Origin of the sequence: Aerophototrophica crusticola, assembly GCF_012913305.1 — a bacterium.
GTDB classification, from domain to species: domain Bacteria; phylum Pseudomonadota; class Alphaproteobacteria; order Azospirillales; family Azospirillaceae; genus Niveispirillum; species Niveispirillum crusticola.
Map to the genome: position 1 here is coordinate 2872851 of NZ_CP051775.1, position 19172 is coordinate 2892022.

The 19172-nt window shown below is 69.5% G+C and carries 20 protein-coding genes, 1 tRNA gene and 3 pseudogenes; 12 read left to right on the forward strand and 12 right to left on the reverse strand.

What is annotated here, in order from left to right:
* Positions 1-87: 87 nt before the first annotated feature.
* The 4 genes and pseudogenes from HHL28_RS14010 to HHL28_RS14025 form a co-directional block, all read right to left on the reverse strand.
* Positions 88-944 (reverse strand): annotated as a pseudogene (locus HHL28_RS14010) (prephenate/arogenate dehydrogenase family protein).
* 359 nt (positions 945-1303) lie between these two features.
* Positions 1304-1843, reverse strand: a complete 540-nt coding sequence (locus tag HHL28_RS14015) for a hypothetical protein (RefSeq protein ID WP_075769865.1) — start codon at positions 1841-1843, stop codon at positions 1304-1306.
* Positions 1844-1865: 22 nt separating this feature from the next.
* A pseudogene (gene hisC, locus HHL28_RS14020) lies at positions 1866-2962 on the reverse strand (histidinol-phosphate transaminase).
* A 41-nt stretch (positions 2963-3003) separates the two neighbouring features.
* Complete coding sequence (locus HHL28_RS14025) at positions 3004-3855, reverse strand: chorismate mutase (protein ID WP_075769867.1); 852 nt, start codon at positions 3853-3855, stop codon at positions 3004-3006.
* 239 nt (positions 3856-4094) lie between these two features.
* Here HHL28_RS14025 and metX point away from each other — a divergent pair, with 239 nt between their 5' ends.
* The 4 genes from metX to HHL28_RS14045 all read left to right on the forward strand — a co-directional run bounded on the left by metX (position 4095) and on the right by HHL28_RS14045 (position 6977).
* On the forward strand, positions 4095-5240 hold the full coding sequence (gene metX / locus HHL28_RS14030) for a homoserine O-acetyltransferase MetX (RefSeq protein WP_169655313.1): 1146 nt from the start codon (positions 4095-4097) through the stop codon (positions 5238-5240).
* A gap of 2 nt (positions 5241-5242) precedes the next feature.
* Positions 5243-5878, forward strand: a complete 636-nt coding sequence (gene metW / locus HHL28_RS14035) for a methionine biosynthesis protein MetW (RefSeq protein ID WP_075769869.1) — start codon at positions 5243-5245, stop codon at positions 5876-5878.
* A 177-nt stretch (positions 5879-6055) separates the two neighbouring features.
* Entirely contained in the window at positions 6056-6676 is a 621-nt protein-coding gene (locus HHL28_RS14040; RefSeq protein ID WP_075769870.1) for a PRC-barrel domain-containing protein, read from the forward strand.
* Between the two features lie 160 nt (positions 6677-6836).
* The gene (locus HHL28_RS14045) at positions 6837-6977 is read left to right on the forward strand and encodes a hypothetical protein (protein WP_169655316.1); all 141 of its coding nucleotides are present in this window, start codon (positions 6837-6839) and stop codon (positions 6975-6977) included.
* A 10-nt stretch (positions 6978-6987) separates the two neighbouring features.
* Here the strand turns inward: HHL28_RS14045 and proB are convergent.
* Positions 6988-8129: pseudogene (gene proB / locus HHL28_RS14050) on the reverse strand (glutamate 5-kinase).
* Between the two features lie 89 nt (positions 8130-8218).
* On the opposite strand from proB, the gene HHL28_RS14055 reads away from it, so the two are divergent.
* Entirely contained in the window at positions 8219-8674 is a 456-nt protein-coding gene (locus HHL28_RS14055; protein WP_404326934.1) for a ribonuclease domain-containing protein, read from the forward strand.
* Positions 8675-8702: 28 nt separating this feature from the next.
* On the forward strand, positions 8703-9155 hold the full coding sequence (locus tag HHL28_RS14060; protein WP_083698901.1) for a barstar family protein: 453 nt from the start codon (positions 8703-8705) through the stop codon (positions 9153-9155).
* Positions 9156-9202: 47 nt separating this feature from the next.
* On the opposite strand, the gene obgE is transcribed toward HHL28_RS14060, so the two are convergent.
* The 3 genes from obgE to rplU form a co-directional block, all read right to left on the reverse strand.
* A complete protein-coding gene (gene obgE / locus HHL28_RS14065; protein ID WP_075769874.1) occupies positions 9203-10261 on the reverse strand; it encodes a GTPase ObgE in 1059 nt (352 codons plus the stop codon).
* A 174-nt stretch (positions 10262-10435) separates the two neighbouring features.
* Positions 10436-10717, reverse strand: coding sequence for a 50S ribosomal protein L27 (gene rpmA, locus HHL28_RS14070; protein WP_075769875.1), 282 nt, complete (start codon positions 10715-10717; stop codon positions 10436-10438).
* Positions 10718-10751: 34 nt separating this feature from the next.
* On the reverse strand, positions 10752-11063 hold the full coding sequence (rplU, locus tag HHL28_RS14075; RefSeq protein WP_075769876.1) for a 50S ribosomal protein L21: 312 nt from the start codon (positions 11061-11063) through the stop codon (positions 10752-10754).
* Positions 11064-11422: 359 nt separating this feature from the next.
* Between rplU and HHL28_RS14080 the strand changes: the two genes are divergently transcribed.
* From HHL28_RS14080 to HHL28_RS14095, 4 genes are all read left to right on the forward strand, one after another.
* A tRNA-Ser gene (locus tag HHL28_RS14080) sits at positions 11423-11512 on the forward strand.
* Between the two features lie 298 nt (positions 11513-11810).
* Positions 11811-12617 carry a trypsin-like peptidase domain-containing protein gene (locus tag HHL28_RS14085; protein ID WP_075769877.1) on the forward strand — a complete coding sequence of 269 codons (807 nt, stop codon included), beginning with the start codon at positions 11811-11813 and terminating at the stop codon, positions 12615-12617.
* Between the two features lie 129 nt (positions 12618-12746).
* Positions 12747-13466, forward strand: a complete 720-nt coding sequence (locus HHL28_RS14090) for a 2OG-Fe(II) oxygenase (protein ID WP_083698902.1) — start codon at positions 12747-12749, stop codon at positions 13464-13466.
* A 25-nt stretch (positions 13467-13491) separates the two neighbouring features.
* Positions 13492-14178 carry a 2OG-Fe(II) oxygenase gene (locus tag HHL28_RS14095; protein ID WP_404325809.1) on the forward strand — a complete coding sequence of 229 codons (687 nt, stop codon included), beginning with the start codon at positions 13492-13494 and terminating at the stop codon, positions 14176-14178.
* 269 nt (positions 14179-14447) lie between these two features.
* On the opposite strand, the gene HHL28_RS14100 is transcribed toward HHL28_RS14095, so the two are convergent.
* From HHL28_RS14100 to HHL28_RS14115, 4 genes are all read right to left on the reverse strand, one after another.
* Positions 14448-14900 (reverse strand): BLUF domain-containing protein, encoded by a 453-nt coding sequence (locus tag HHL28_RS14100; RefSeq protein ID WP_075769878.1) that lies wholly within the window; start codon positions 14898-14900, stop codon positions 14448-14450.
* Between the two features lie 113 nt (positions 14901-15013).
* Entirely contained in the window at positions 15014-16567 is a 1554-nt protein-coding gene (locus HHL28_RS14105) for an ATP-binding protein (protein ID WP_169655318.1), read from the reverse strand.
* On the reverse strand, positions 16474-16770 hold the full coding sequence (locus HHL28_RS14110) for a hypothetical protein (RefSeq protein ID WP_169655320.1): 297 nt from the start codon (positions 16768-16770) through the stop codon (positions 16474-16476). Before HHL28_RS14110 ends, HHL28_RS14105 begins: the two co-directional genes overlap by 94 nt.
* A 48-nt stretch (positions 16771-16818) precedes the next feature.
* Positions 16819-17829 (reverse strand): SDR family oxidoreductase, encoded by a 1011-nt coding sequence (locus HHL28_RS14115; protein WP_169655322.1) that lies wholly within the window; start codon positions 17827-17829, stop codon positions 16819-16821.
* A gap of 121 nt (positions 17830-17950) precedes the next feature.
* On the opposite strand from HHL28_RS14115, the gene HHL28_RS14120 reads away from it, so the two are divergent.
* Complete coding sequence (locus tag HHL28_RS14120; RefSeq protein WP_075769881.1) at positions 17951-18217, forward strand: DUF3072 domain-containing protein; 267 nt, start codon at positions 17951-17953, stop codon at positions 18215-18217.
* A gap of 16 nt (positions 18218-18233) precedes the next feature.
* On the forward strand, positions 18234-18911 hold the full coding sequence (locus tag HHL28_RS14125; protein ID WP_075769882.1) for a UdgX family uracil-DNA binding protein: 678 nt from the start codon (positions 18234-18236) through the stop codon (positions 18909-18911).
* Positions 18912-19172: the final 261 nt, after the last annotated feature.

Sequence of the window (19172 nt, forward strand, 5' to 3'; positions counted from 1 at the left end):
TAAGGCCGGCGACGGCCGGCCCGCGGGCTCGTGCCCGCGTAAGCCAAGCCCGCGGATGCGGGCGCCCGGCCCTTGAGGGGACAGGCATCAAGCCTGCTTGGCGTCGATGATGCTGCGGCGGATGGTGCGGGTGCGGGTGAACAGGGCTTCCAGGGTCTCGCCCTCCCCCAGCGGATGGCCCGTTGCAGGGCGGTCAGGTCCTCGGTGAAGCGCTGGATGATCTCCAGTACCGCTTCCCGGTTGTTCAGGAAGATGTCGCGCCACATCACCGGGTCCGACGCGGCGATGCGGGTGAAGTCGCGGAAGCCGGACGCGCTGAAGCGGATCACCTCCGATTGCAGGTGCTCCTCCAGGTCGGTGGCCGTGCCGACGATGGTGTAGGCGATCAGGTGCGGCAGGTGGCTGGTGATGGCCAGCACCCGGTCATGGTGCCCGGGCTCCATGATCTCCAGCGTGGAGCCCACCCGGCGCCACAGCTCCGCCACCCGCTCCACCGCCGCCCCGTTGGTGCCGGGAGGCGGGGTCAGGATGCACCAGCGCCCGCGGAACAGCTCCGCGAAGCCGGCGTCGGGTCCGGAATGCTCTGTACCGGCGATGGGATGGCCGGGGACGAAGTGCACCCCGTCCGGCAGGTGCGGCGCCACGTCCCGCACCACCGCCTGCTTGACCGAGCCCACGTCGGTGACGATGGCCCCGTCCTTCAGGTGCGCCCCGATAGCGGCAGCCACGTCGGCATAGGCGCCGATGGGCACGGCCATGATGACCAGGTCCGCCCCTTCCACCGAAGCACCCAAGTCGGTGGTGGCCGCGCTGGCGATACCCAGCTCCAACACCCGGTCACAGACCGCCTGCGACCGATCCCCCGCGGTGACGTGCCCCGCCAGGGAGGCATCCACCCGGAAACACCGGGCCAGCGAGGACCCGATCAGGCCCAGCCCGATGATGGTGACGCGGGGAAGAGGGGGGAGGTCATGATAGCCGCTGGTCCGTCTGCGAGGCGGGCGGCAGTATGGGTAGCCGGGCAGGTCGGGGCAATGGTCAAATCCCGCGCAGCTTCGTTGGCGGAACTTCGGCGTCAGGAAGTCGGATCGGATTCCGGTCCCCGGTGGACCCGCCGGGTAGCGGCCACATCCGGATCGCCATCCACCTCCGGCATCGCGTCCAGCTCCGGCAACGGCGCGCCTGTCCGCACAACCCTGTCAGCCAAAGTCCGGCGACCTTCCAGGGCGCGACGGAACGCCTCCCGCGCCTGGGTTTCCGGCGAGGCGGGTCCCTGGGGCTTCTTGAGGGGACGGCTGCCATGTCAAACCTCCAGCCAGTAATATGGGGGCGACTCCGCCGGCTCGGCAACGGAAAACCCCATTTGCTGGTAAACGAGGCCCAAGCGCGGGTTTAAGGGCCTAAGCCGGACCTGTGACAAGCCAAGGACTTGGGTATAGGCAAGGGCTGCCGCGATGGCGACATGCCGGATGGCTCCCCGCATCGGATGCCGCGGCTGGGGGTTCCCCTCGATCAGCCTGATCCAGAGATGGTCATGTCGAACCTGCCCGGACGAGAGCCCACAAAGCCGGTCGCCAGACCAGATGGCAAGGCAGAACCGGTCAGGCCATGCGCCGATGTCCCTGAATTCATCATCCCATGCAAAGCATGAGTTTAGGGTCGTCCCCGGCGTATGCCATTGTCGGTCCCAGGCAGCGATGCCGCGTGCATCCATCTCTTGCAGTTGCACGGGCGCAAGGGCGAGGTCAGGCAAACCGATGGCTGCGAAGAGGTCCGGCAACTCTTCGGATGCCGCAGCGAACGCCTCCTCGCGCGCGAGCCTGTAGAATATCTCGGCATCCATGGTCGCAGCCGTGGGTGCGGCCTCACCCGTGCACCCACTCTCCCAGCGCCGTCACCACCTGCTCCATCTCCTCCCGCAGGCCGATGGAGACGCGCAGGCAGTTGCCCAGGCCGTAGGCGCCCATCTGGCGGACCAGGATGCCGCGGGACTTCAGGTGCTGGCGGGCCAGTTCCGCGTCCGCCTTCTGGCCCAGCAGGACGCTGAAATCCACCAGCACGAAGTTGGCCACGCTGGGGTGGACCTTCAGGCCCAGCTCCGTCACCGCGCGGGCGAACCAGGCGCGGTTCTCCTCGTTCAGGTGCAGGCTTTTCTCCGCGAACTCCACGTCTTCCAACGCCGCCAGCCCGGCCGCCAGCGCGGGGGAGGAGACGTTGAAGGGACCGCGCACGCGGTTCAGCACGTCCGCCACGTTGGCGGAGCAATAGGCCCAGCCCAGCCGGATGCCGCCCAGGGCGTGGATCTTGGAGAAGGTCCGGGTCATCACGACGTTGGGGAAGCTCTCCACGAACTCCGCCCCGTTGCTGTAGTCGTTCAGCCTGATGTACTCGGCATAGGCCGCGTCGATGACCAGCAGCACATGTTCCGGCAGGCCGGCATGGAGCTTCGCCAGCTCCCGGCTGGTCAGGTAGCTGCCGGTGGGGTTGTTGGGGTTGGCGATGAAGACGATGCGCGTCCGCTCGTTCACCCGGGCCAGCAGGGCGTCCACGTCCGCCTTCAGGTCCTTCTCGGGCGCGGCGATGGGGGTGGCGCCCACGGACTTGGCGGCGATGGGATAGATCAGGAAGCCGTGGCGGCTGTACAGCACCTCCGTCCCCGGGCCGGCGTAGCACTTGGCCAGCATCTGCAACAGCTCGTCTGAACCGGCGCCCAGCACGATCCGCTCGGGGTCATAGCCATAGCGCTTCGCCAGCGCCTGGCGCAGGGCCTTGCCGCTGCCGTCGGGATAGCGGTGGATGGTGTCGGCCACGGCCTGGTAGGCGGCCACCGCCTTGGGGCTGGGGCCCAGCGCCCCCTCGTTGCTGGCCAGCTTGATCACCTTGGCCTGGCCGGGGCATGGCTCTCGCCGCCCACATAGGGGGCGATGTCCAGGATTCCGGGGTTGGGGATCGGGCCGGCCATGGCGTGGTCCTTCAAGGCACTGTGGGGTCAGGGGCGCAGGGTCAGGGGCGCAGGGTCAGGGGCGTGGCATAGACGCCCACGGGCAGCAGGCGCACCAGCGCCTCCCCCAGCTTCTGGGCCAGGGCGTGCAGGCGCGCGTCGTCGGCGGGGATATGGTCCTCCACCTCCACCAGGTGCACCGACCCGGTGTTGCCCGGCATGAAGTGCGTGCGGATCTGGGTCGCGGGCAGGCCGGCGGCCTCCAGGCAATCCTTCAGCCGGCCGCGGCTCATGTCCTGGTTCAGCTCGATGCCCAGCAGGGTGTGGTCGTCGCCCGTGGCTTCCAGCGGCACGGCGGCCAGCACCAGCGCGTCCCCCTCCGACGGCGACACGCCGCGCAGGAAGGGCAGCCGGGCGATGATCCGGGGGGTCTTGGCATCCTCGCTGAACAGGAAGCGCCACCAGGGGTCCGCGTCCTGCTCGTTGGGCCAGGGCACCACCGCCACCGTGGCGTTGCCCTCCGACACCGCCCGCACGGCGGCCACGGGGGTGTTGGTGGCCAGCATGGGCGTGGCGCTGCCGTAATGGTCGCGGGCCAAGTCCCACAGGGGCGTGCGCTGGTCCTCCGGCGCGACGACGGCGACGGCCAGGGGCGCCTGCACCTGGGTCAGCGCGCCCATCATCTCCCGCCAGATGCGGACCAGGGCCTGGACCGGGAAGGCCCCCTGGTGCCGGCCCACCAGGGCGCGGATGATCGCCGCCTCCCGCGCGGGGCGCAGGGCGGGCTGGCCGGGCTGCTTGTGGCCGGCGATGCGCAGCACCACCTCGGTGCGGCGGAGCAGGAGGTCGTGCAACGCCTGGTCGATCTCATCGATCTCGCGGCGGAGGTCGTCCAGCGTCGTCTTTTGCGACATGGGGGCCCGGAAAAGTGGTCCGTGCAGGGTCCCTAGGTGTACGGGGGGCACCGGCCAAAATCAAAGAAAACATTGACGCCCGCGGCAGCCCTGCTACCCCTTGTCTCCCCCGCCGACGGGCGGCCGGACCACCACGGCCCGCGCCGGGCCGGCCTTGAGACACACCCCCCGAATTCGCCGATGACCGCCAGCAGCCCCCTCCCCTCCGCCCCCAATGCCGTGCCCCTGCCGGGCAGCGCATGGTGCTGGGCCAGGACCGGCCCATGCGGCTGGACAGCGGGGTGGAGCTGGGGCCCTTCCGCCTAGCCTACCGCACCTATGGCACGCTGAACGCGGACAAGTCGAACGCCGTGCTGGTCTGCCATGCCCTGACCGGCGACCAGTATGTGGCGGAGCGGCACCCCGTCACCGGCAAGCCCGGCTGGTGGGAGCTGATGGTGGGTCCCGGCCGGCCGCTGGACCCGGACCGCTATTTCATCATCTGCTCCAACGTCATCGGCGGCTGCCTGGGCAGCGAGGGGCCGAAGGAGACGAACCCGGCCACGGGCCAGCCCTGGGGCCTGTCCTTCCCCGTCATCACCATCGCCGACATGGTGCGGGCCCAGGCCCTGCTGGTGGACAGCTTCGGCATCGACCGGCTGTTCTGCGTGATCGGCGGGTCCATGGGCGGCATGCAGGTGCTGCAATGGGCCGTGTCCTACCCGGAGCGGGTGGCCAATGCCGTGCCCATCGCCACCGCGGCCCGGCACAGCGCCCAGAACATCGCCTTCCATGAGGTGGGGCGGCAGGCCATCATGGCCGACCCGGACTGGGCCGGCGGCGACTACCTGTCCCGCGGCAGCAAGCCCACCCGCGGGCTGGCCGTGGCCCGCATGGCGGCGCATGTCACCTACCTGTCGGAAACCGCCCTGCACCGCAAGTTCGGCCGCAACCTGCAGGACCGCAAGGCGGTGACCTTCGGCTTCGACGCCGACTTCCAGGTGGAAAGCTATTTGCGCCACCAGGGCATCACCTTCGTGGAGCGGTTCGACGCCAACTCCTACCTCTACATCACCCGGGCCATGGATTATTTCGACCTGGCGGCGGAGCATGGCGGCGTGCTGGCCAACGCCTTCCGCGTGCCGGGGCCGGGCGGCGTGCCCAAGGCCACGCCGGTTCGCTTCTGCCTGGTCAGCTTCAGCAGCGACTGGCTGTTCCCCACGTCGGAGAGCCGGGCCATCGTCCACGCCCTGAACGCCGTGGCGGCCAATGTCAGCTTCGTGGAAATCAACACGGACAAGGGGCACGACTCGTTCCTGCTTGATGTGCCGGAGTTCTACCAGGTGGTCCGCGGCTTCCTGGATGGGCAGGCCGGGGCCGCGGGCCTGAAGCGGCGGGGGGCGTGACCATGCCGGACGCGCTGCCCCCCCGCCCCCGCGCCGCCATCCGCGCGGACCTGAAGCGCATCGCCGATTGGGTGGAGCCCGGTGCCCGCGTGCTGGACGTGGGCTGCGGCGAGGGGGAGTTGCTGGAACATCTGGTCCACGGCAAAGGCGTGGACGGCCGCGGGCTGGAACTGTCCATGGACGGGGTGCGCCACTGCGTGGCCCGCGGCCTGTCGGTGATCCAGGGGGACGCCGACACGGACCTGAAGGACTATCCCAGCACCAGCTTCGACTACGTCATCCTGTCCCAGACCCTGCAGGCCACCCGCCGCCCGCGGGACGTGCTGGAGCATCTGGTGCGGATCGGCCGTCGGGCCATCGTCTCCGTCCCCAATTTCGGCTTCTGGCGCATGCGGCTGGACCTGCTGCTGAAGGGCCGCATGCCGGTGACGGAAAGCCTGGGCTGGCAATGGTGGGACACGCCCAACATCCATTTCTGCACCATCGCGGACTTCACCGCCCTCTGCCGCGACCTGTCGGTGGAGGTGGAGCGCAGCGCCATCTTAGGACCAGGCGGCAAGAACCTGCTGCTGCCCCATGACAGCGGGCGCGCCAACTGGTTCGGCGAGCAGGGCCTGTTCCTCCTCAGGCACCGCTAGCTTTCGCGTTCCCTCAGTCGCCGGGCGCCGCCATCCGGCGGCTTGGCTCACGCGGGCACGAGCCCGCGGGCCGGCTTTCGTCGGCCTACGGCGCGGAGCGCGGCTAAGCAGATGCGATAGCGGAACGAGTATCCGCGGCACCCGTTGCCATTCCGGACCCATTGGAACGGATCGGCAATGATGCGCGTCCCCAGCCTGCTCATCCTCAGCCTCGCCCTGGCGGCCGGCCCTGCCTGGGCGCAGCAGACGCTCGGCCAGACACCGGTCATCCCGGTCCCGGAAGGAAAGCCGAACCCGGACGCCAACGCGCCCCTGTCCACGGGGCCGCGCCCTGGCGACATCCCCACCACCACGCCCCAGACGGCCCCCAGCAGCCCGGACGGGGACGCCCCCTCCGACGACCGGCAAGGGGCACCCCTCACCACCCAGGCACCCGGCCCCCGCCCGGCGGATGTGGCCGGCAGCCTGTCCCCCGTGGCCGGCCTGACCACGGAGGAAGCCCGCGCCCTGATCGGGCGGGAGGTGCTGAGCCGGGAGGGGGAAGCGGTGGGCACCCTGCGGGATTTCCTGACCGCCGGCAGCAACGCGCGGCTGGAGGCTGCGATCATCGGCCAGGGCGGCCTGCTGGGGGTGGGGCAACGGCTGGTGCGCGTGCCCGTGGACCAGCTCCAGGTCCGCCGCCCCCCGGCGGGGGAAGTGCCCAGCCTGACCCTGTCCCGCACGGCGGCGGAGGTGGAGGCCGCCCCCGCCTTCACCTACCAGGAGGGCGCGAAGGCCATGGTGGGGCCGGGCCGGTAGGGGTCCCCGACCGCCGGCGACATAACCTTGCGGATGGTTGTGCCGATCCGGACCTTCTGTTTCACTGATTGTGACGGGCCGGCGACACGGTCGTGTCCCGAACCGTCCAATGCAATGAAAGGGCGTCCGCCAAGCACGGCCGCCGCAGGAGGAGCAAGCCATGCCCCCATCCGCCAATGCCTTCGCCCGGGCCGCGGCCATGCTGCACCATCGCCGCCTGCGGCTGGAACGGTTGGAACGGGCGGCCACGGCCGGGCTGGGGCTGTCGCTGGCCTTCCTGATGGGGCTGCTGGTGTTCTGATCCCGGCCGCTCACCCTAGGACAAGGTCGTCCCGGTGAATGACCTCATCCCGCCCGCGGAAGCCCAGGATGGCCTCGATCTCCGCGCTGCGCCGCCCGGCGATGGCGCGGGCGTCGTCGGCCGCATAGGCTGACAGGCCGCGGGCCAGCACCTGCCCCTCCGGCCCGCGGACCAGCACTAGGTCCCCGCGCTCGAAGTCCCCTTCCACCCCCCGCACCCCGGCCGGCAGCAGACTGCCCCCGTTGCCCAGCGCCCGGGCGGCGCCCGCGTCCACGGTCAGGGTGCCCAACGGCTTCAGCGACCCGGCGATCCAGCGTTTCCGCGCCGTCAGCGGCTCCGCCCCCGGCACGAACCAGGTGGCCAGCGCCCCGCCCTCCGACGCCGGCCGGCCAAGGGCGGCCAGGGGGTTGGGCCGGTTGCCCCGGGCGATGGCCATGCGGCAGCCTGCGGCCATGGCGATGCGGGCCGCGGCGATCTTGGTCACCATCCCGCCTGAGCTGTAGCCCGGCGGCGGCTCCCCCGCCATGGCGACGATCTCCGCCGTCACCTCGGGCACCAGGGGGATGTGGCGCGCATCGGGGTCCTTGCGCGGGTCGGCAGTATAGAGCCCGTCGATGTCCGACAGCAGCACCAGCGTGTCGGCGCTGATCATCTGGGCCACCCGGGCGGACAGCCGGTCATTGTCGCCGAAGCGGATCTCCGCCGTCGCCACCGTGTCGTTCTCGTTGATTACGGGCACGGCGCTCAGGCGCAGCAGGGTCTCGATGGTGGCGCGGCCGTTCAGGTGGCGCCGCCGCTCCTCCGTGTCGTCCAGGGTCAACAGCACCTGGGCCACGGTGATCCCGTGCCGGGCCAGCGTCTCCTGCCACGCCGCCGCCAGCCTGATCTGCCCCGTGGCGGCGGCGGCCTGCTTCTCTTCCAGCCGCAACGCCCGCCCCACCAACCCAAGGTGCTCCCGCCCGCAGGCCACGGCCCCGAGGTGACCACCACCACCTCCACCCCTTGCGCACGCAGGGCCGCGATGTCATCCGCCACCGTGTCCAGCCAGCCCCGCCGGATCTGGTGCGTCCCCGAATCCACCAACAACGCCGACCCCACCTTGACGATCAGCCGGCGGGCAGAGGCGAGGGATTGGGCGGGGGTATCGGTCATGGCGGCGGGTCCGGGTGTCAGGAGGCTCGCCGGTTATGCGTTTCGTGCTCGGGGAAGGTCAACAGACGCACGATCATTGCTGGGGTGCTATGAAACTATCGCGGAGCAGCCGGTCAAAGAACCTTTCGCTCAGCATTCGATGGGTCGATGCTTTGTTGGGAAGCGCCCACGATGGTCACGGGCGTTTCTCTAGCTATCCCCTAAAGTCGAATGAGGTTGGGAGTCTGGATCTCCGGCCTCACGCAGCCCATTCAAACGAGGTTACTGTGGCAAGCCGGTTAACGAGAAATGCCATACCTCATGGTGAGATCCAGAACAAGCTGGCTGCTATTAAAAACAATATCCCGTCCCGATTTCCTCAAGATGGAAACACGTTTCGAAATACCGATCGAGCCCTCCCTGATAAACCCTTCGGATATTATAAGGAATATGTTATCGCCACGCCTGGTCAGTCTGGTGCTGGCAGGCGCCGGATTGTCTGTGGTGACGGTGGAGAGGTCTATTATACCGCGGATCACTATAGAACTTTTGAACAAGTCAAGTAACTGACCTACGTGAACTAAGGAGAAAAATATGTTTGCATATTACAAAGACAGCTTCGATTTGTCAGGAAAAGATATTTATCAAATGAAAATTCCAGCATGCATAAATTCCAAAGAAGAGTTATTACTAGTTTTGAAGAAAGCCGGGAAATTTCCGAATTACTTCGGAATGAATTGGGATGCACTAAATGACTGCCTTTCAGATTTACAATGGATCAAGCAAAGAAATGTACTAATTGTTCATGAGAATCTTCCGGCACTGAGAAAAGATGAAGAGAGTATATATATAGATATTCTATGGTCCTGCTCAAAAAGGTGGGAAATGATAAACCATGGAAAGATCTCGAACATAGATAAAACAGCCTTAACTCATATTCATGAACTTCATTGTGTTTTTCCAATGCATCTTAAGAGAAAAGTCGAACATATCATCAAAACTGCTGGCATCAAGGAAAATAAGCAAAATAAAGATATATCATTTTAGCAGAATAAAGAGGGCTCTCTATAGAAATTGTCTTTGGTTCATGGCCCTCACTCCTCAGGGATCGGCGCGTAGCGTGCCTTGTAGGCCCGGTCCCTGGCCTCCTCCCCCTCGGCCTCACGGCTGGCCTTGATGTGCTCCAGCAGGGCGTACAGCACCTCCTGCACACCCTCACCCGCCGCCCCTGACAGCAGGTACACCGGCCGCTTGGCGGAGCGGCGGAGCTTGGTGCGTTTCAGCTCCACCTCCTCCGGGGTCAGGGCGTCCACCTTGTTCAGGCACAGCACCTCTGGCTTGTCGGCCAGGCCGCCGCCATAGAGCTTCAGCTCGCGCCGGATGGTGCGGTAGGCGAGCTGCACGTCCTCCTGCGTCCCATCCACCAGGTGCAGCAGCACGCGGGTGCGCTCCACATGGCCTAGGAAGCGGGTGCCGATGCCGCGGCCCTCATGGGCGCCCTCGATCAGGCCGGGGATGTCGGCCAGCACGAACTCCTCCTCCCCCGCCTTCACCACGCCCAGGTTGGGCACCAGGGTGGTGAAGGGATAGTCGGCGATCTTCGGCCGGGCGCGGCTGACCGCCGCCAGGAAGGTGCTTTTCCCCGCGTTGGGCAGGCCCACCAGGCCGGCGTCGGCGATCAGCTTCAGCCGCAGCCAGACCCAGCGCTCCGCCCCCGGCCAGCCGGGCGTGCTGTGCCGCGGGGCGCGGTTGGTGGAGGTCTTGAAATGCTCGTTGCCGAAGCCGCCGTCGCCGCCCTTCAGCAGGACGACCCGCTGGCCCTCCTCCGTCAGGTCGGCCAGCACCGTCTCCTGGTCCTCGTCCAGCACCTGGGTGCCCACGGGCACGCGCAGCACCATGTCCTGGCCATGGGCGCCGCTGCGGGACTTGCCCATGCCGTGGCCGCCGCGCTCCGCCTTGAAATGCTGCTGGTAGCGATAGTCAATCAGGGTGTTCAGCCCCTCCACCGCCACGATCACCACGTCGCCGCCACGGCCCCCGTTGCCGCCGTTGGGGCCGCCATGCTCGATGAACTTCTCCCGCCGGAAGGCCACGGCACCGGGGCCGCCGTCACCGCTCTTCAGGAAGATCTTGCACTGGTCGAGGAATTTCATGACGGCGGACTTTCGCAGGAATGACGTGGATGCCTGGAGCACGTCCACGGCACGGTACCAAAGAGGACGGTTCGGCGGCGGCGGTGCCCGGCGCCTGAGGGGCGGAAAAAACAAATCGGGGAAGCGGTCACCCGCTTCCCCGATCACGAACCGGACTTCCCGTGGCGGGGAAGCTTACTCGGCGGCGGCCGCGACCTCGGCCGGCAGCGGGATGACGGACACGAAGGTCCGCTCCTTCAGGCCCTTCTTGAAGGACACGGTCCCGTCCACCAGGGCGAACAGGGTGTGGTCTTTGCCGATGCCGACGTTGGTGCCCGGGTGGAACTTGGTGCCGCGCTGGCGGACCAGCACGTTGCCGGCCGGGACGACCTGGCCGCCGTAGCGCTTCACGCCGAGGCGCTTGCCAGCGGAGTCGCGACCGTTGCGGGACGAGCCGCCTGCCTTCTTGTGTGCCATGGGGGGATACCTCCTCGAACTGTACCGGGGCCGGTCAGGCCTGGATGCCGGTGATGCGCAGCACGGTCAGGTGCTGGCGGTGGCCGTTCTTCCGCCGGTAGTTCTGGCGGCGCTTCTTCTTGAAGATGATGATCTTGTCATCGCGGGTCTGGGCGACGACCTCGGCCGTCACGGCGGCGTTGGCCACCAGGGGCGAGCCGACGGTGGTGCTACCCTCGCCGCTGACCATCAGGACCTCGTCCAGGGTCAGGGAGGAGCCTTCCTCGCCCGCCAGCTTCTCGACACGGATGACGTCGCCGGCCGCGACCTTGTATTGCTTGCCGCCGGTGCGGATGACTGCGAACATTTGACCCACCACTTGTCCGATCCGGGCAGCCGCGCGACCGGGCCGGCCCTAAGTCCAACAAAAAAGACGCGGGCCCCGGCTGGGACCCGCCCTCAGAGAGGCGCGACTATACGCACCGGCGTGCCCCTGTCAACGGCCAAGCGACTCAAAACCGTCGCATTTCCGGGCTGCGCAGGGGTGCCATATGGGCAAGGCAGGCCTGTCGCAAACCCCCGCCATGAGTCATTCCGGGGCTGCACCGGGCGGGCAGCTCGGGCCCGAAGTCGGTCCTTGCCCCAGCGGGACCTTTTGTATAGTGTCCCGGCCACTCCGCGACAGGCCGGGCCCGACCAGCCCGATGAATGACCCGTCGCGGGCGCGGAGAGGTGGCGGAGTGGTCGAACGCGTCGGTCTCGAAAACCGAAGTACCGGCAACGGTACCGTGGGTTCGAATCCCACCCTCTCCGCCATCCATTCCCCCTCCCGACGTTTCGGCGGTACGCACACTCGTTGATTTGCCGGGCCGGGCCCATGCCGCTCCGCGACCTGGGACCCGCCGCTTCTGTGGCATCCGCTATGAACCGCCGGGTGCGCGCGCCTGCGCCCGCCACGCCGACTGCCCGATCTTTCGGGAGAAAACCGGCCCCCCTCCCCCCGACGTGCCGTCCCGGCCGGGTCCCGGGGCGGGAAGGGCGTTAGCCCGTCTCCCCGTCGGCCCGATGGCCGGAAAGAATCGTTCAAAGGCCAGTCCCAACCGGGGAGGGCCGCATGGGGAAGTACTGGCGCAGGATCGTCCCGCTGTTCGCCGCCTGGATACTGGCCGCCTGTTCGTCCCCTTACGGCCAAGTGGCCGGGACGCCGCTGGAACAGGTGAAGGAGAGCTACCTGTCCGCCAGCCTGGGCGTGCCCGTGTTGCTGGGGGCCACCGGGTCGGCCCTGGTGGTGGAGGACGGCCTGGCCGTGACCAACGCCCATGTCCCCTTGGGCCTTGGCTTCCTGCAACTGCGCAACGCCGCCGGCGACGGCCATGTGGCGAAGGTGCTGGCGGTGAGCGACCGGCTGGACCTGGCCCTGCTGTCCGTGCCCAAGGGCTTCGGCACGCCCATCCGGGCGGCCCGGACCGACCTGGCTGCGGGTGAGATGGTCTGGATGATGGGCACCACGATCATGGGTGCCGCGCCCGTGGCGGACGGGCGGGTGGTCTACCCCGTCGGCCTGGGCCAGTTGACCTGGGTGGACCCGCACCCGGGCATCCAGAGGGTGGATGTGGGCACCCGCCGCAACGTGCCTGTCGTACCGGGCTTCTATGTCATCGGCGGCGGGGGGGCGGGCTATTCCGGCGGCCCCATGGTCAACGGCAGGGGTGAGGTGGTGGGCCTGACCGTGGGCAAGCTGGAGGGCTGGGCCGACCCCAACGGCCCCAAGCCCGGCAAGAACGAGGCGATCCTGTTCGCCTACCGGATCGGTGACGTGCTGGCGGAGGTGGACCGGCTGCTGGGCCGCCGGATGGCCCAGGCGGACACCGACCCGGCGGACACGGTGGCCCTGTCCGCCGCCGCGGCCCCGAACCCTTGAGCATCGGGCAGGGTTGGTGCTGCCGGGCGAACTGTGCGCCGCCCGACCCCTTGACCCAGGTCAAGGCCGGACCCCCTTCGAAAGTACTATGGTGCGACGCAGCATCGCTTTCGCGAAGGTTTCCGCGCCATGGAAGGTGTTTTCCGTCACGCCGCGGCCCAGCAGGGCCGTATCGACTTGGTCCTGTCCAACCTGTACCGGGCCGACTGCCCGCTGGACCTGGAAGGCTTCCGCCGCGCCCCGCTGGCCACGGAGCCGTTCCCCCATCTGGTGATGCCCAACTTCGTGAAGCCGGCCGCCGCCGCCGCGGCCCGGGCCGGCTTCCCGTCCAGCGGGGCCGGCGGGCTGGCCACCGCCCCGGACCCGGAGCATCTGGGCGCGCTGGACCCGCGCTTCGCCGTGCTGCTGGCCCGGCTGCGCAGCCCGGAGACGACGGCCGCCTTCGCCGAGAAGTTCGGCCTGCCCCTGTCCCATGAGGCGCTGCTGGTCACCCTGCGTGACCGCTGCCGCCCCCAGGACGGCCGCATCCACACGGACAGCGAGAGCAAGCTGGTCACCGCCCTGGTCTACCTGAACGACGGCTGGGAGCCGGAGGGCGGGCGGCTGCGCCTGCTGCGCCGGATCGACGACATGGAGGACATGATCGCCGAGGTGCCGCCCCTGGACGGCACGCTGGTGGCCTTCCGCCGCACGGACAACAGCTTCCACGGCCACAAGCCCTATGACGGGGTGCGTCGCTACGTGATGCTGAACTGGATGGTGGACGCGGGCGCCGCCCACCGGGAAGCCATGCGCCATGGCCTGTCGTCGGTCTGGAAGAAGCTGACCGGCGGCCTGCATTCCTTCTGACCCGCCCCGGCACCGGAGGTCCCCCATGCCCGACGCCCTGCTGACCATGCCTGCCGTCCGCCCCAACGCCACCGCCCTGCACCTGCATGACGCGCTGGAGGTGAGCCGGCAGCAGGAATGGCCCTTCCGCCATTGGCTGCTGGCGGACGTGCTGCCGGCGGAGGTGGCGCGGGCCGTGGTGGGCCTGCCCTTCGCCCCGCCGCCCGTGGGCGACACCGCCGGCCGGCGGGAGACGCACAACGCCACCCGCCAGTTCCTGGACACGGCCACCCAGGCCGCCCACCCGGTGGCCGCGGACATCGCCGCCGCCTTCCAGCACCCGGAGACGGTGGGCCTGTTGCGGTCCCGCTGCGGCGTGGACCTGCGGGGCGCCAACCTGCGCATCGAGCTGTGCCTGGATACGGCGGGCTTCTGGCTGGAGCCGCACACGGACATCGGCGCCAAGCTGTTCACCATGCTGGTGTACCTGTCCGATTCGCCCGGGGCGGAGAACTGGGGCACCGACATCTATGCCGACCCTGCCGCCCCGCCGGTGGGCCGGGCCTGCGCGGCCTTCAACAAGGGGCTGGTCTTCATCCCCGGCACGGACACCTGGCACGGCTTCGAGGCCCGGCCCATCGACGGCGTCCGCCGCACCCTGATCATCAACTACGTGAAGCCCGAATGGCGCTCCCGCCACGAGCTGTGCTTCCCGGAGACGCCGGTGGGGTGACGCCAGTGGCGTGATTCCCGAGCTTGGCGCAGGAAACATCCACGGACACGCACACGGAAAGGACACGAACACGCACAGGATCTGGCCAGCGGTCACGGCTCCTTGGCGCCGCAGGCAGACTGCTTTGAAGAGGAGTACTCTCCCGCGGGGTCATCCGTGCGTGCGTGTTCGTGTGTGTTTTGTGCGTGTTCGTGGATGTTGATGGCGCATCCGCCCGTGGTAGGGCGCCCGCCCCAGCCCCAAACCCTACTTTCGAATTCGCAACCCGCTCAGCCCGTCCGGCCCGCGTCGCGGAAGGCGCGCAGCAGGCGGATGGCCTGGTGGGGGGCGTCGGCCCAGGTGGCGGGCTCGAAGCCCTGGTCCAGGAAGGCGGTCAGCCCGTCGCCCAGGGCGGACCGGTCCTCCACGGACAGGCGGTCCACGTCCTGGAACCCCATGCTCCAGCCGTCGAAGGCGCGGCCGGTCGGCTGGAACTTGATCAGGGTCGTCACCTGGGTGTGGCGCGGGTCGATCTGGATGCGCCGGTAAAGCCCCTGCACCAGGGCGTTCGGCCCCTCCAGCGCCTGCATGAACCGCCCCTGCCGATACAGCAGCATGCCCGTCACACGGTCGCGGCTGTTGTTGTTCCGGGCCTGGCGCAGCAGCGACAGCAGCTCCGCCTCGCCCAGGGGCACGGCGGCACGGCTGACATAGACTAGGCAAAGAAGGCCATCTTCGGACATCGGCGTGCTCCGGCGGGCAGACGCGGCGCATTAGAGCGCAGGCCCGTCACTCCCTGCAATCTCAACCTTACAGTCGCCAGGGACAAGCACGCCTGACGTCGCAAGGGGTAGGGTCATGCGGGTTGCGGCTCCCGGTCGGCGGTCGCCGTTTCGTTCGCCGGCCGATCCGGCGACTCGGGCGGGAAGCAGGCCAGGAAGGTGGTTCCGTCCGGCCCCGTGCGCTCCAGCGCCAGGGTGCCGCCCAGCCGTCCCGCCACCTGGGTATAGGCCATGTACAGGCCCAGGCCGCTGCCCCCGTCATCCCGCTGCGTGGTGAAGAAGGGCTCGAACACGCGGTCGCGCAGGGCGGGCGGGATGCCCTGGCCGTCATCGCTCACCCGCAGCTCCACCCAGCCGTCCGGCCGGCTGTCCACGGTGACGGTGATGGTCCCGGACCGCCCGTCGGGGAAGGCGTGCCGCAGGGCGTTGCCCACCAGGTTGCTGACAAGCTGGGCCACGGCGTCGGGGAAGATGTCCACCTCCAGCCGGAAGGCACCTTCCACCAGCACCAGGTGCGGGGTCTTGCGGATCTGGGGCCGGAGGCTGATCACCACCTCCTCCACATGGCCGCGCAGCTCCACGCGGCGGCGGTCCTGGCGGGCCCGGTCCACTGCCACATGCTTGAAGCTTTCCACCAGCCGCGCGGCACGCTCCATGTTGGCCTGGAGGATGCGGGCGGCCTGGGCGGTGGCGTCCAGGTAATCCTTGGTCTGGTCCCGGCGCAGGGTGCCGGTGGCAAGCGCCGTGGCCATGTGGCCCGTCTCCTCCCCCAACCGGGTGGCGGCGGCGAGTGCGGAGCCGATGGGGGTTGCCACCTCATGGGTGATCCCGGCGACCAAGCGGCCGAGGGAGGCCATCTTTTCCGCCCGCACCAGACCGTCCTGGGTGGCGCGCAGCCGGGCCAACGCCCGCTCCGCCTGTTCGCGGGCCAGCCGCTCGGCAGCCGCGGCCCGGCGCTGGCCCGCCACCACGGTACCCAGCGCCAGCCCGGTGGTGGACAGGGCGAACAGGGCGGCATGCAGCATGGCGAAGCTGGCCTGGAAACTGCCCCGGGCGAAGGGCCCCTGCCCCGCGGCCGTGACCACCACCAGCGCCGCGGCGATGGACAGCACGGTGACGGCGGCGCCCGCCTGGCCGAATCGCAGGGCGGACCACAGCACCATCAGGAACATGAGCGGCCGGGCCGCCTCCCGCAGCCAGGGCGGCAGGGCCTCGGTGGACAGCAATGCCAGGGTCAGCGCCACCCCCGTGGCCAGCAGCAGCGCTTCCGCCACGCGGTACCAGGAAGCCCCCACCCCCGCCCCGCCGCGGAGGCCCGACAGCAGCAGCAGGGGCGGGGCGACCACCAGCACGCCCATGGCATCGCCCAGCCACCAGACCAGCCAGACGGACAGGGGGCCGGCCTCGCCGAGCATGCCATTGGCCGCGAGGGCCGCCACGCCCACCCCGGCGCCGAGGGTCGTGGCGGCCAGCACCGCCACCAGGAAGAACTTCGCGAGCCCGCCGAGGTCGTCCAGCAGGGGCCCTCCCCCGCTCAGGCGCCGCAGCAGCCAGACGGATGCCAGGGCCGGCAGGGCGCTGCCCACGGCCGCGGGCAGGGCGAACCCGACCTGTCCCGTCGCCGCCAAGTGGACCGCCAGCGCGCCCAGCGCGACCCCGGCACCAGCCGCAGCCCGCCCAGCCACAGGGCGGCGAAGGCGATCCCCGTCGGCGGCCAGACCAGGGTCACCGCCTCCCCCAGGTAAGGTGCGCGCAGGCCCAGCCAGCCGCCGGCCGCACAGGCGAGGGCCAGCAGCAGGTTCCGGGCCAGGGGAAGGCGGGTCAGCGGCATGTATACCCCCGTATGACCGATCCTGGCCACTTTAGGGGTAACACGCCGTTAGTGAACCCTCGATTTCACGATGACCCGAGTCCCCGGTGCCGTGGGGTCAGTGCCGGGTGCCCACCGACAGGGCCGCCAGGGCCATGCCGCCGATGGCGCCCGCCGCGGCCAGCCAGGGGGTGGTGCCGCCGGCCCGCTGGCCGCCGCCCCGCACGCCCATCCCGTCGCCGGGGGCCCGAACAGGTTGCCGGGTGTCCGCTCCCCCGGCTCCGCCCGGTTCACCGCGCCGCCCATGGTGGCGGCCAGGGTGCTGCCCACCAGGTCGGGGGCGAGGCCATAGGCGAGCCGCCCCAGGCTGGCGGACAGGCCCACCGCCAGGCGGGCCCGCGGGTGCTTCGCCAACCGCACCATCTCCGCCGCGATGCGCTCCGGCTCCTGCATGGGGCCGCTCGGGTTCAGGGCACGACCGGTGTAATTGGCGAAATGCCGCAGGCCGGGGGTGTCCACGACGGCCGGATAGATGCCGCAGACATGGATGCCGGGATAGCGCTTCATGTCGATGCGCAGCGACTCGGTCAGCCCGTGCAGCCCGAACTTTGAGGCGGTATAGGCGGCGGCCATCGGGTTCGCCACCCAGGACCCGATGGAACAGGTGTTGATCAGCACGCCCTTGCCCACCTGGGTGAAGTGGCGCAGCACGGCGTGGGACGCGTTCAGCGCTCCCAGCAAATCCACCTCCAGCACCCGCCGGTGGGTGGCGAGCGGCACCTGCTCGAACCAGCCCACGGCGCCGACGCCGGCATTGTTGATCCAGACGTCGATCTCCCCGAAGGCGTCAAGGGCCGTATCGACAAGGCCGCGCATGTCGCCGGGGTCGGTCACGTCCGCCTCTACCGCCAGGGCGTCGCCGCCCAGCTTCCGGCATTCCTCCACCGCCTGTTCCAGCAGGTCCAGCCGGCGGGCGGCCAGCACCAGGTTGGCGCCCTCCCTGGCGAAGGCATGGGCCGTCGCCCGGCCGATGCCACTGGACGCCCCCACGATCACCACCGTCGCCCCATCAAGGTTCATGGCCGTCACCCCCTGGCTTCCCACTCACGATCGGGAGGGACAACAGCCGGGGCGGGAACTTCGTTGCACCGGGCCGATTGAGACGGGCAGGCGACCCACGCCAGACGCACCGGAGGACCCCATGGGCGACCAGGACCGCGACGACAAGACCAGCCGCATCGCGCAGCAGAAGGGCCACGAGACCCGCAAGGCCAACAGCGCCGACGAGCCGGGCCGCGCGGCGGACGCCCCCATGACCGACCGCCAGCGGCAGCACCTGGACCTGCTGGCCGACCAGGCGGGGGAGGAGCGCAAGGGCGACCTGTCCAGCGGCAACGCGGAGAAGGAGATCGACCGGCTGCAGCTCAAGTCCGGGCAGCGCCCCGCCCCCGGCCGCCAGCCCACCTGACGGGAGGCGTCGCGCCATGCCGCCCCGCGCCCCTGCCGACACCGCCGCCCGCTTCCTGCCGCCCCTGCCGGAACGGACCATCCCCGCCCTGCGGGAGGCGGCCAGCGGCTGCACCGCCTGCCCCCTGCACCTGACCGGCACCCAGACCGTGTTCGGCGAGGGGCCGGAGCGGGCACCGCTCATGCTGGTGGGGGAACAGCCGGGCGACAAGGAGGACCTGGCCGGCCGTCCCTTCGTGGGTCCCGCCGGCCAGTTGCTGGACCGCGCCCTGGTGGACGCGGGCATCGACCGGGCGCAGGTCTATGTCACCAACACGGTGAAGCACTTCAAATGGGTGCAGAAGGGCCGCCGCCGCATCCATGAGAAGCCGGGCCGGCTGGAGATCGTGGCCTGCGTGCCCTGGCTGGAGTCGGAGATCGCCGCCGTCACCCCCACGGGCATCGTCTGCCTGGGCGCCACCGCGGCCACGGCCCTGATCTCCAGGGACTTCAAGGTGACCCAGGACCGGGGGGAGATCCTGGCCACCCCCTATGCCGGCTGGATCATGGGTACCATCCACCCCTCCGCCCTGCTGCGGATCGAGGACCCGGCCATGGCGGAGGCGGGATACGCCCGCTTCGTCTCCGACTTGGTCAAGGCGCAGGAGCGGCTGGCGGGCGCCGCCCCGGACCAGCGGCAGGCAGGGGCGGCGTGAGGGGGCGCCTTACCCCATTGTTGCAGAATTGTGACGCCCGCCGGCCAAGCGGCACCACCGCCCCTGCCAGGGCTGGCGCCGGACGGGCGGTCGGCTATTCTCCCGGCCGTCGGCGCCGCCGTCCCCATGACGGAATGGTGCGGACAGGACATAACCCCGGGCGTGTCTCGCCGACCTGGGGATGACCCACTGGGGAGCCGGTCGTGCCTCGCACCACCGGCTTTTCTTTTTCCGTGCTCCCCCAGGCGCCGGGCGACGCCC

Excerpts from the sequence above, each read along its gene's own strand:
- HHL28_RS14015 (WP_075769865.1), bottom strand. The coding sequence starts at position 1,843 with ATGGATGCCGAGATATTCTACAGGCTCGCGCGCGAGGAGGCGTTCGCT.
- HHL28_RS14025 (WP_075769867.1), bottom strand. The coding sequence starts at position 3,855 with ATGTCGCAAAAGACGACGCTGGACGACCTCCGCCGCGAGATCGATGAG.
- metX (WP_169655313.1), top strand. The coding sequence starts at position 4,095 with ATGGTGCTGGGCCAGGACCGGCCCATGCGGCTGGACAGCGGGGTGGAG.
- metW (WP_075769869.1), top strand. The coding sequence starts at position 5,243 with ATGCCGGACGCGCTGCCCCCCCGCCCCCGCGCCGCCATCCGCGCGGAC.
- HHL28_RS14040 (WP_075769870.1), top strand. The coding sequence starts at position 6,056 with ATGATGCGCGTCCCCAGCCTGCTCATCCTCAGCCTCGCCCTGGCGGCC.
- HHL28_RS14045 (WP_169655316.1), top strand. The coding sequence starts at position 6,837 with ATGCCCCCATCCGCCAATGCCTTCGCCCGGGCCGCGGCCATGCTGCAC.
- HHL28_RS14055 (WP_404326934.1), top strand. The coding sequence starts at position 8,219 with ATGAAACTATCGCGGAGCAGCCGGTCAAAGAACCTTTCGCTCAGCATT.
- HHL28_RS14060 (WP_083698901.1), top strand. The coding sequence starts at position 8,703 with ATGTTTGCATATTACAAAGACAGCTTCGATTTGTCAGGAAAAGATATT.
- obgE (WP_075769874.1), bottom strand. The coding sequence starts at position 10,261 with ATGAAATTCCTCGACCAGTGCAAGATCTTCCTGAAGAGCGGTGACGGC.
- rpmA (WP_075769875.1), bottom strand. The coding sequence starts at position 10,717 with ATGGCACACAAGAAGGCAGGCGGCTCGTCCCGCAACGGTCGCGACTCC.
- rplU (WP_075769876.1), bottom strand. The coding sequence starts at position 11,063 with ATGTTCGCAGTCATCCGCACCGGCGGCAAGCAATACAAGGTCGCGGCC.
- HHL28_RS14085 (WP_075769877.1), top strand. The coding sequence starts at position 11,811 with ATGGGGAAGTACTGGCGCAGGATCGTCCCGCTGTTCGCCGCCTGGATA.
- HHL28_RS14090 (WP_083698902.1), top strand. The coding sequence starts at position 12,747 with ATGGAAGGTGTTTTCCGTCACGCCGCGGCCCAGCAGGGCCGTATCGAC.
- HHL28_RS14095 (WP_404325809.1), top strand. The coding sequence starts at position 13,492 with ATGCCCGACGCCCTGCTGACCATGCCTGCCGTCCGCCCCAACGCCACC.
- HHL28_RS14100 (WP_075769878.1), bottom strand. The coding sequence starts at position 14,900 with ATGTCCGAAGATGGCCTTCTTTGCCTAGTCTATGTCAGCCGTGCCGCC.
- HHL28_RS14110 (WP_169655320.1), bottom strand. The coding sequence starts at position 16,770 with ATGCCGCTGACCCGCCTTCCCCTGGCCCGGAACCTGCTGCTGGCCCTC.
- HHL28_RS14115 (WP_169655322.1), bottom strand. The coding sequence starts at position 17,829 with ATGAACCTTGATGGGGCGACGGTGGTGATCGTGGGGGCGTCCAGTGGC.
- HHL28_RS14120 (WP_075769881.1), top strand. The coding sequence starts at position 17,951 with ATGGGCGACCAGGACCGCGACGACAAGACCAGCCGCATCGCGCAGCAG.
- HHL28_RS14125 (WP_075769882.1), top strand. The coding sequence starts at position 18,234 with ATGCCGCCCCGCGCCCCTGCCGACACCGCCGCCCGCTTCCTGCCGCCC.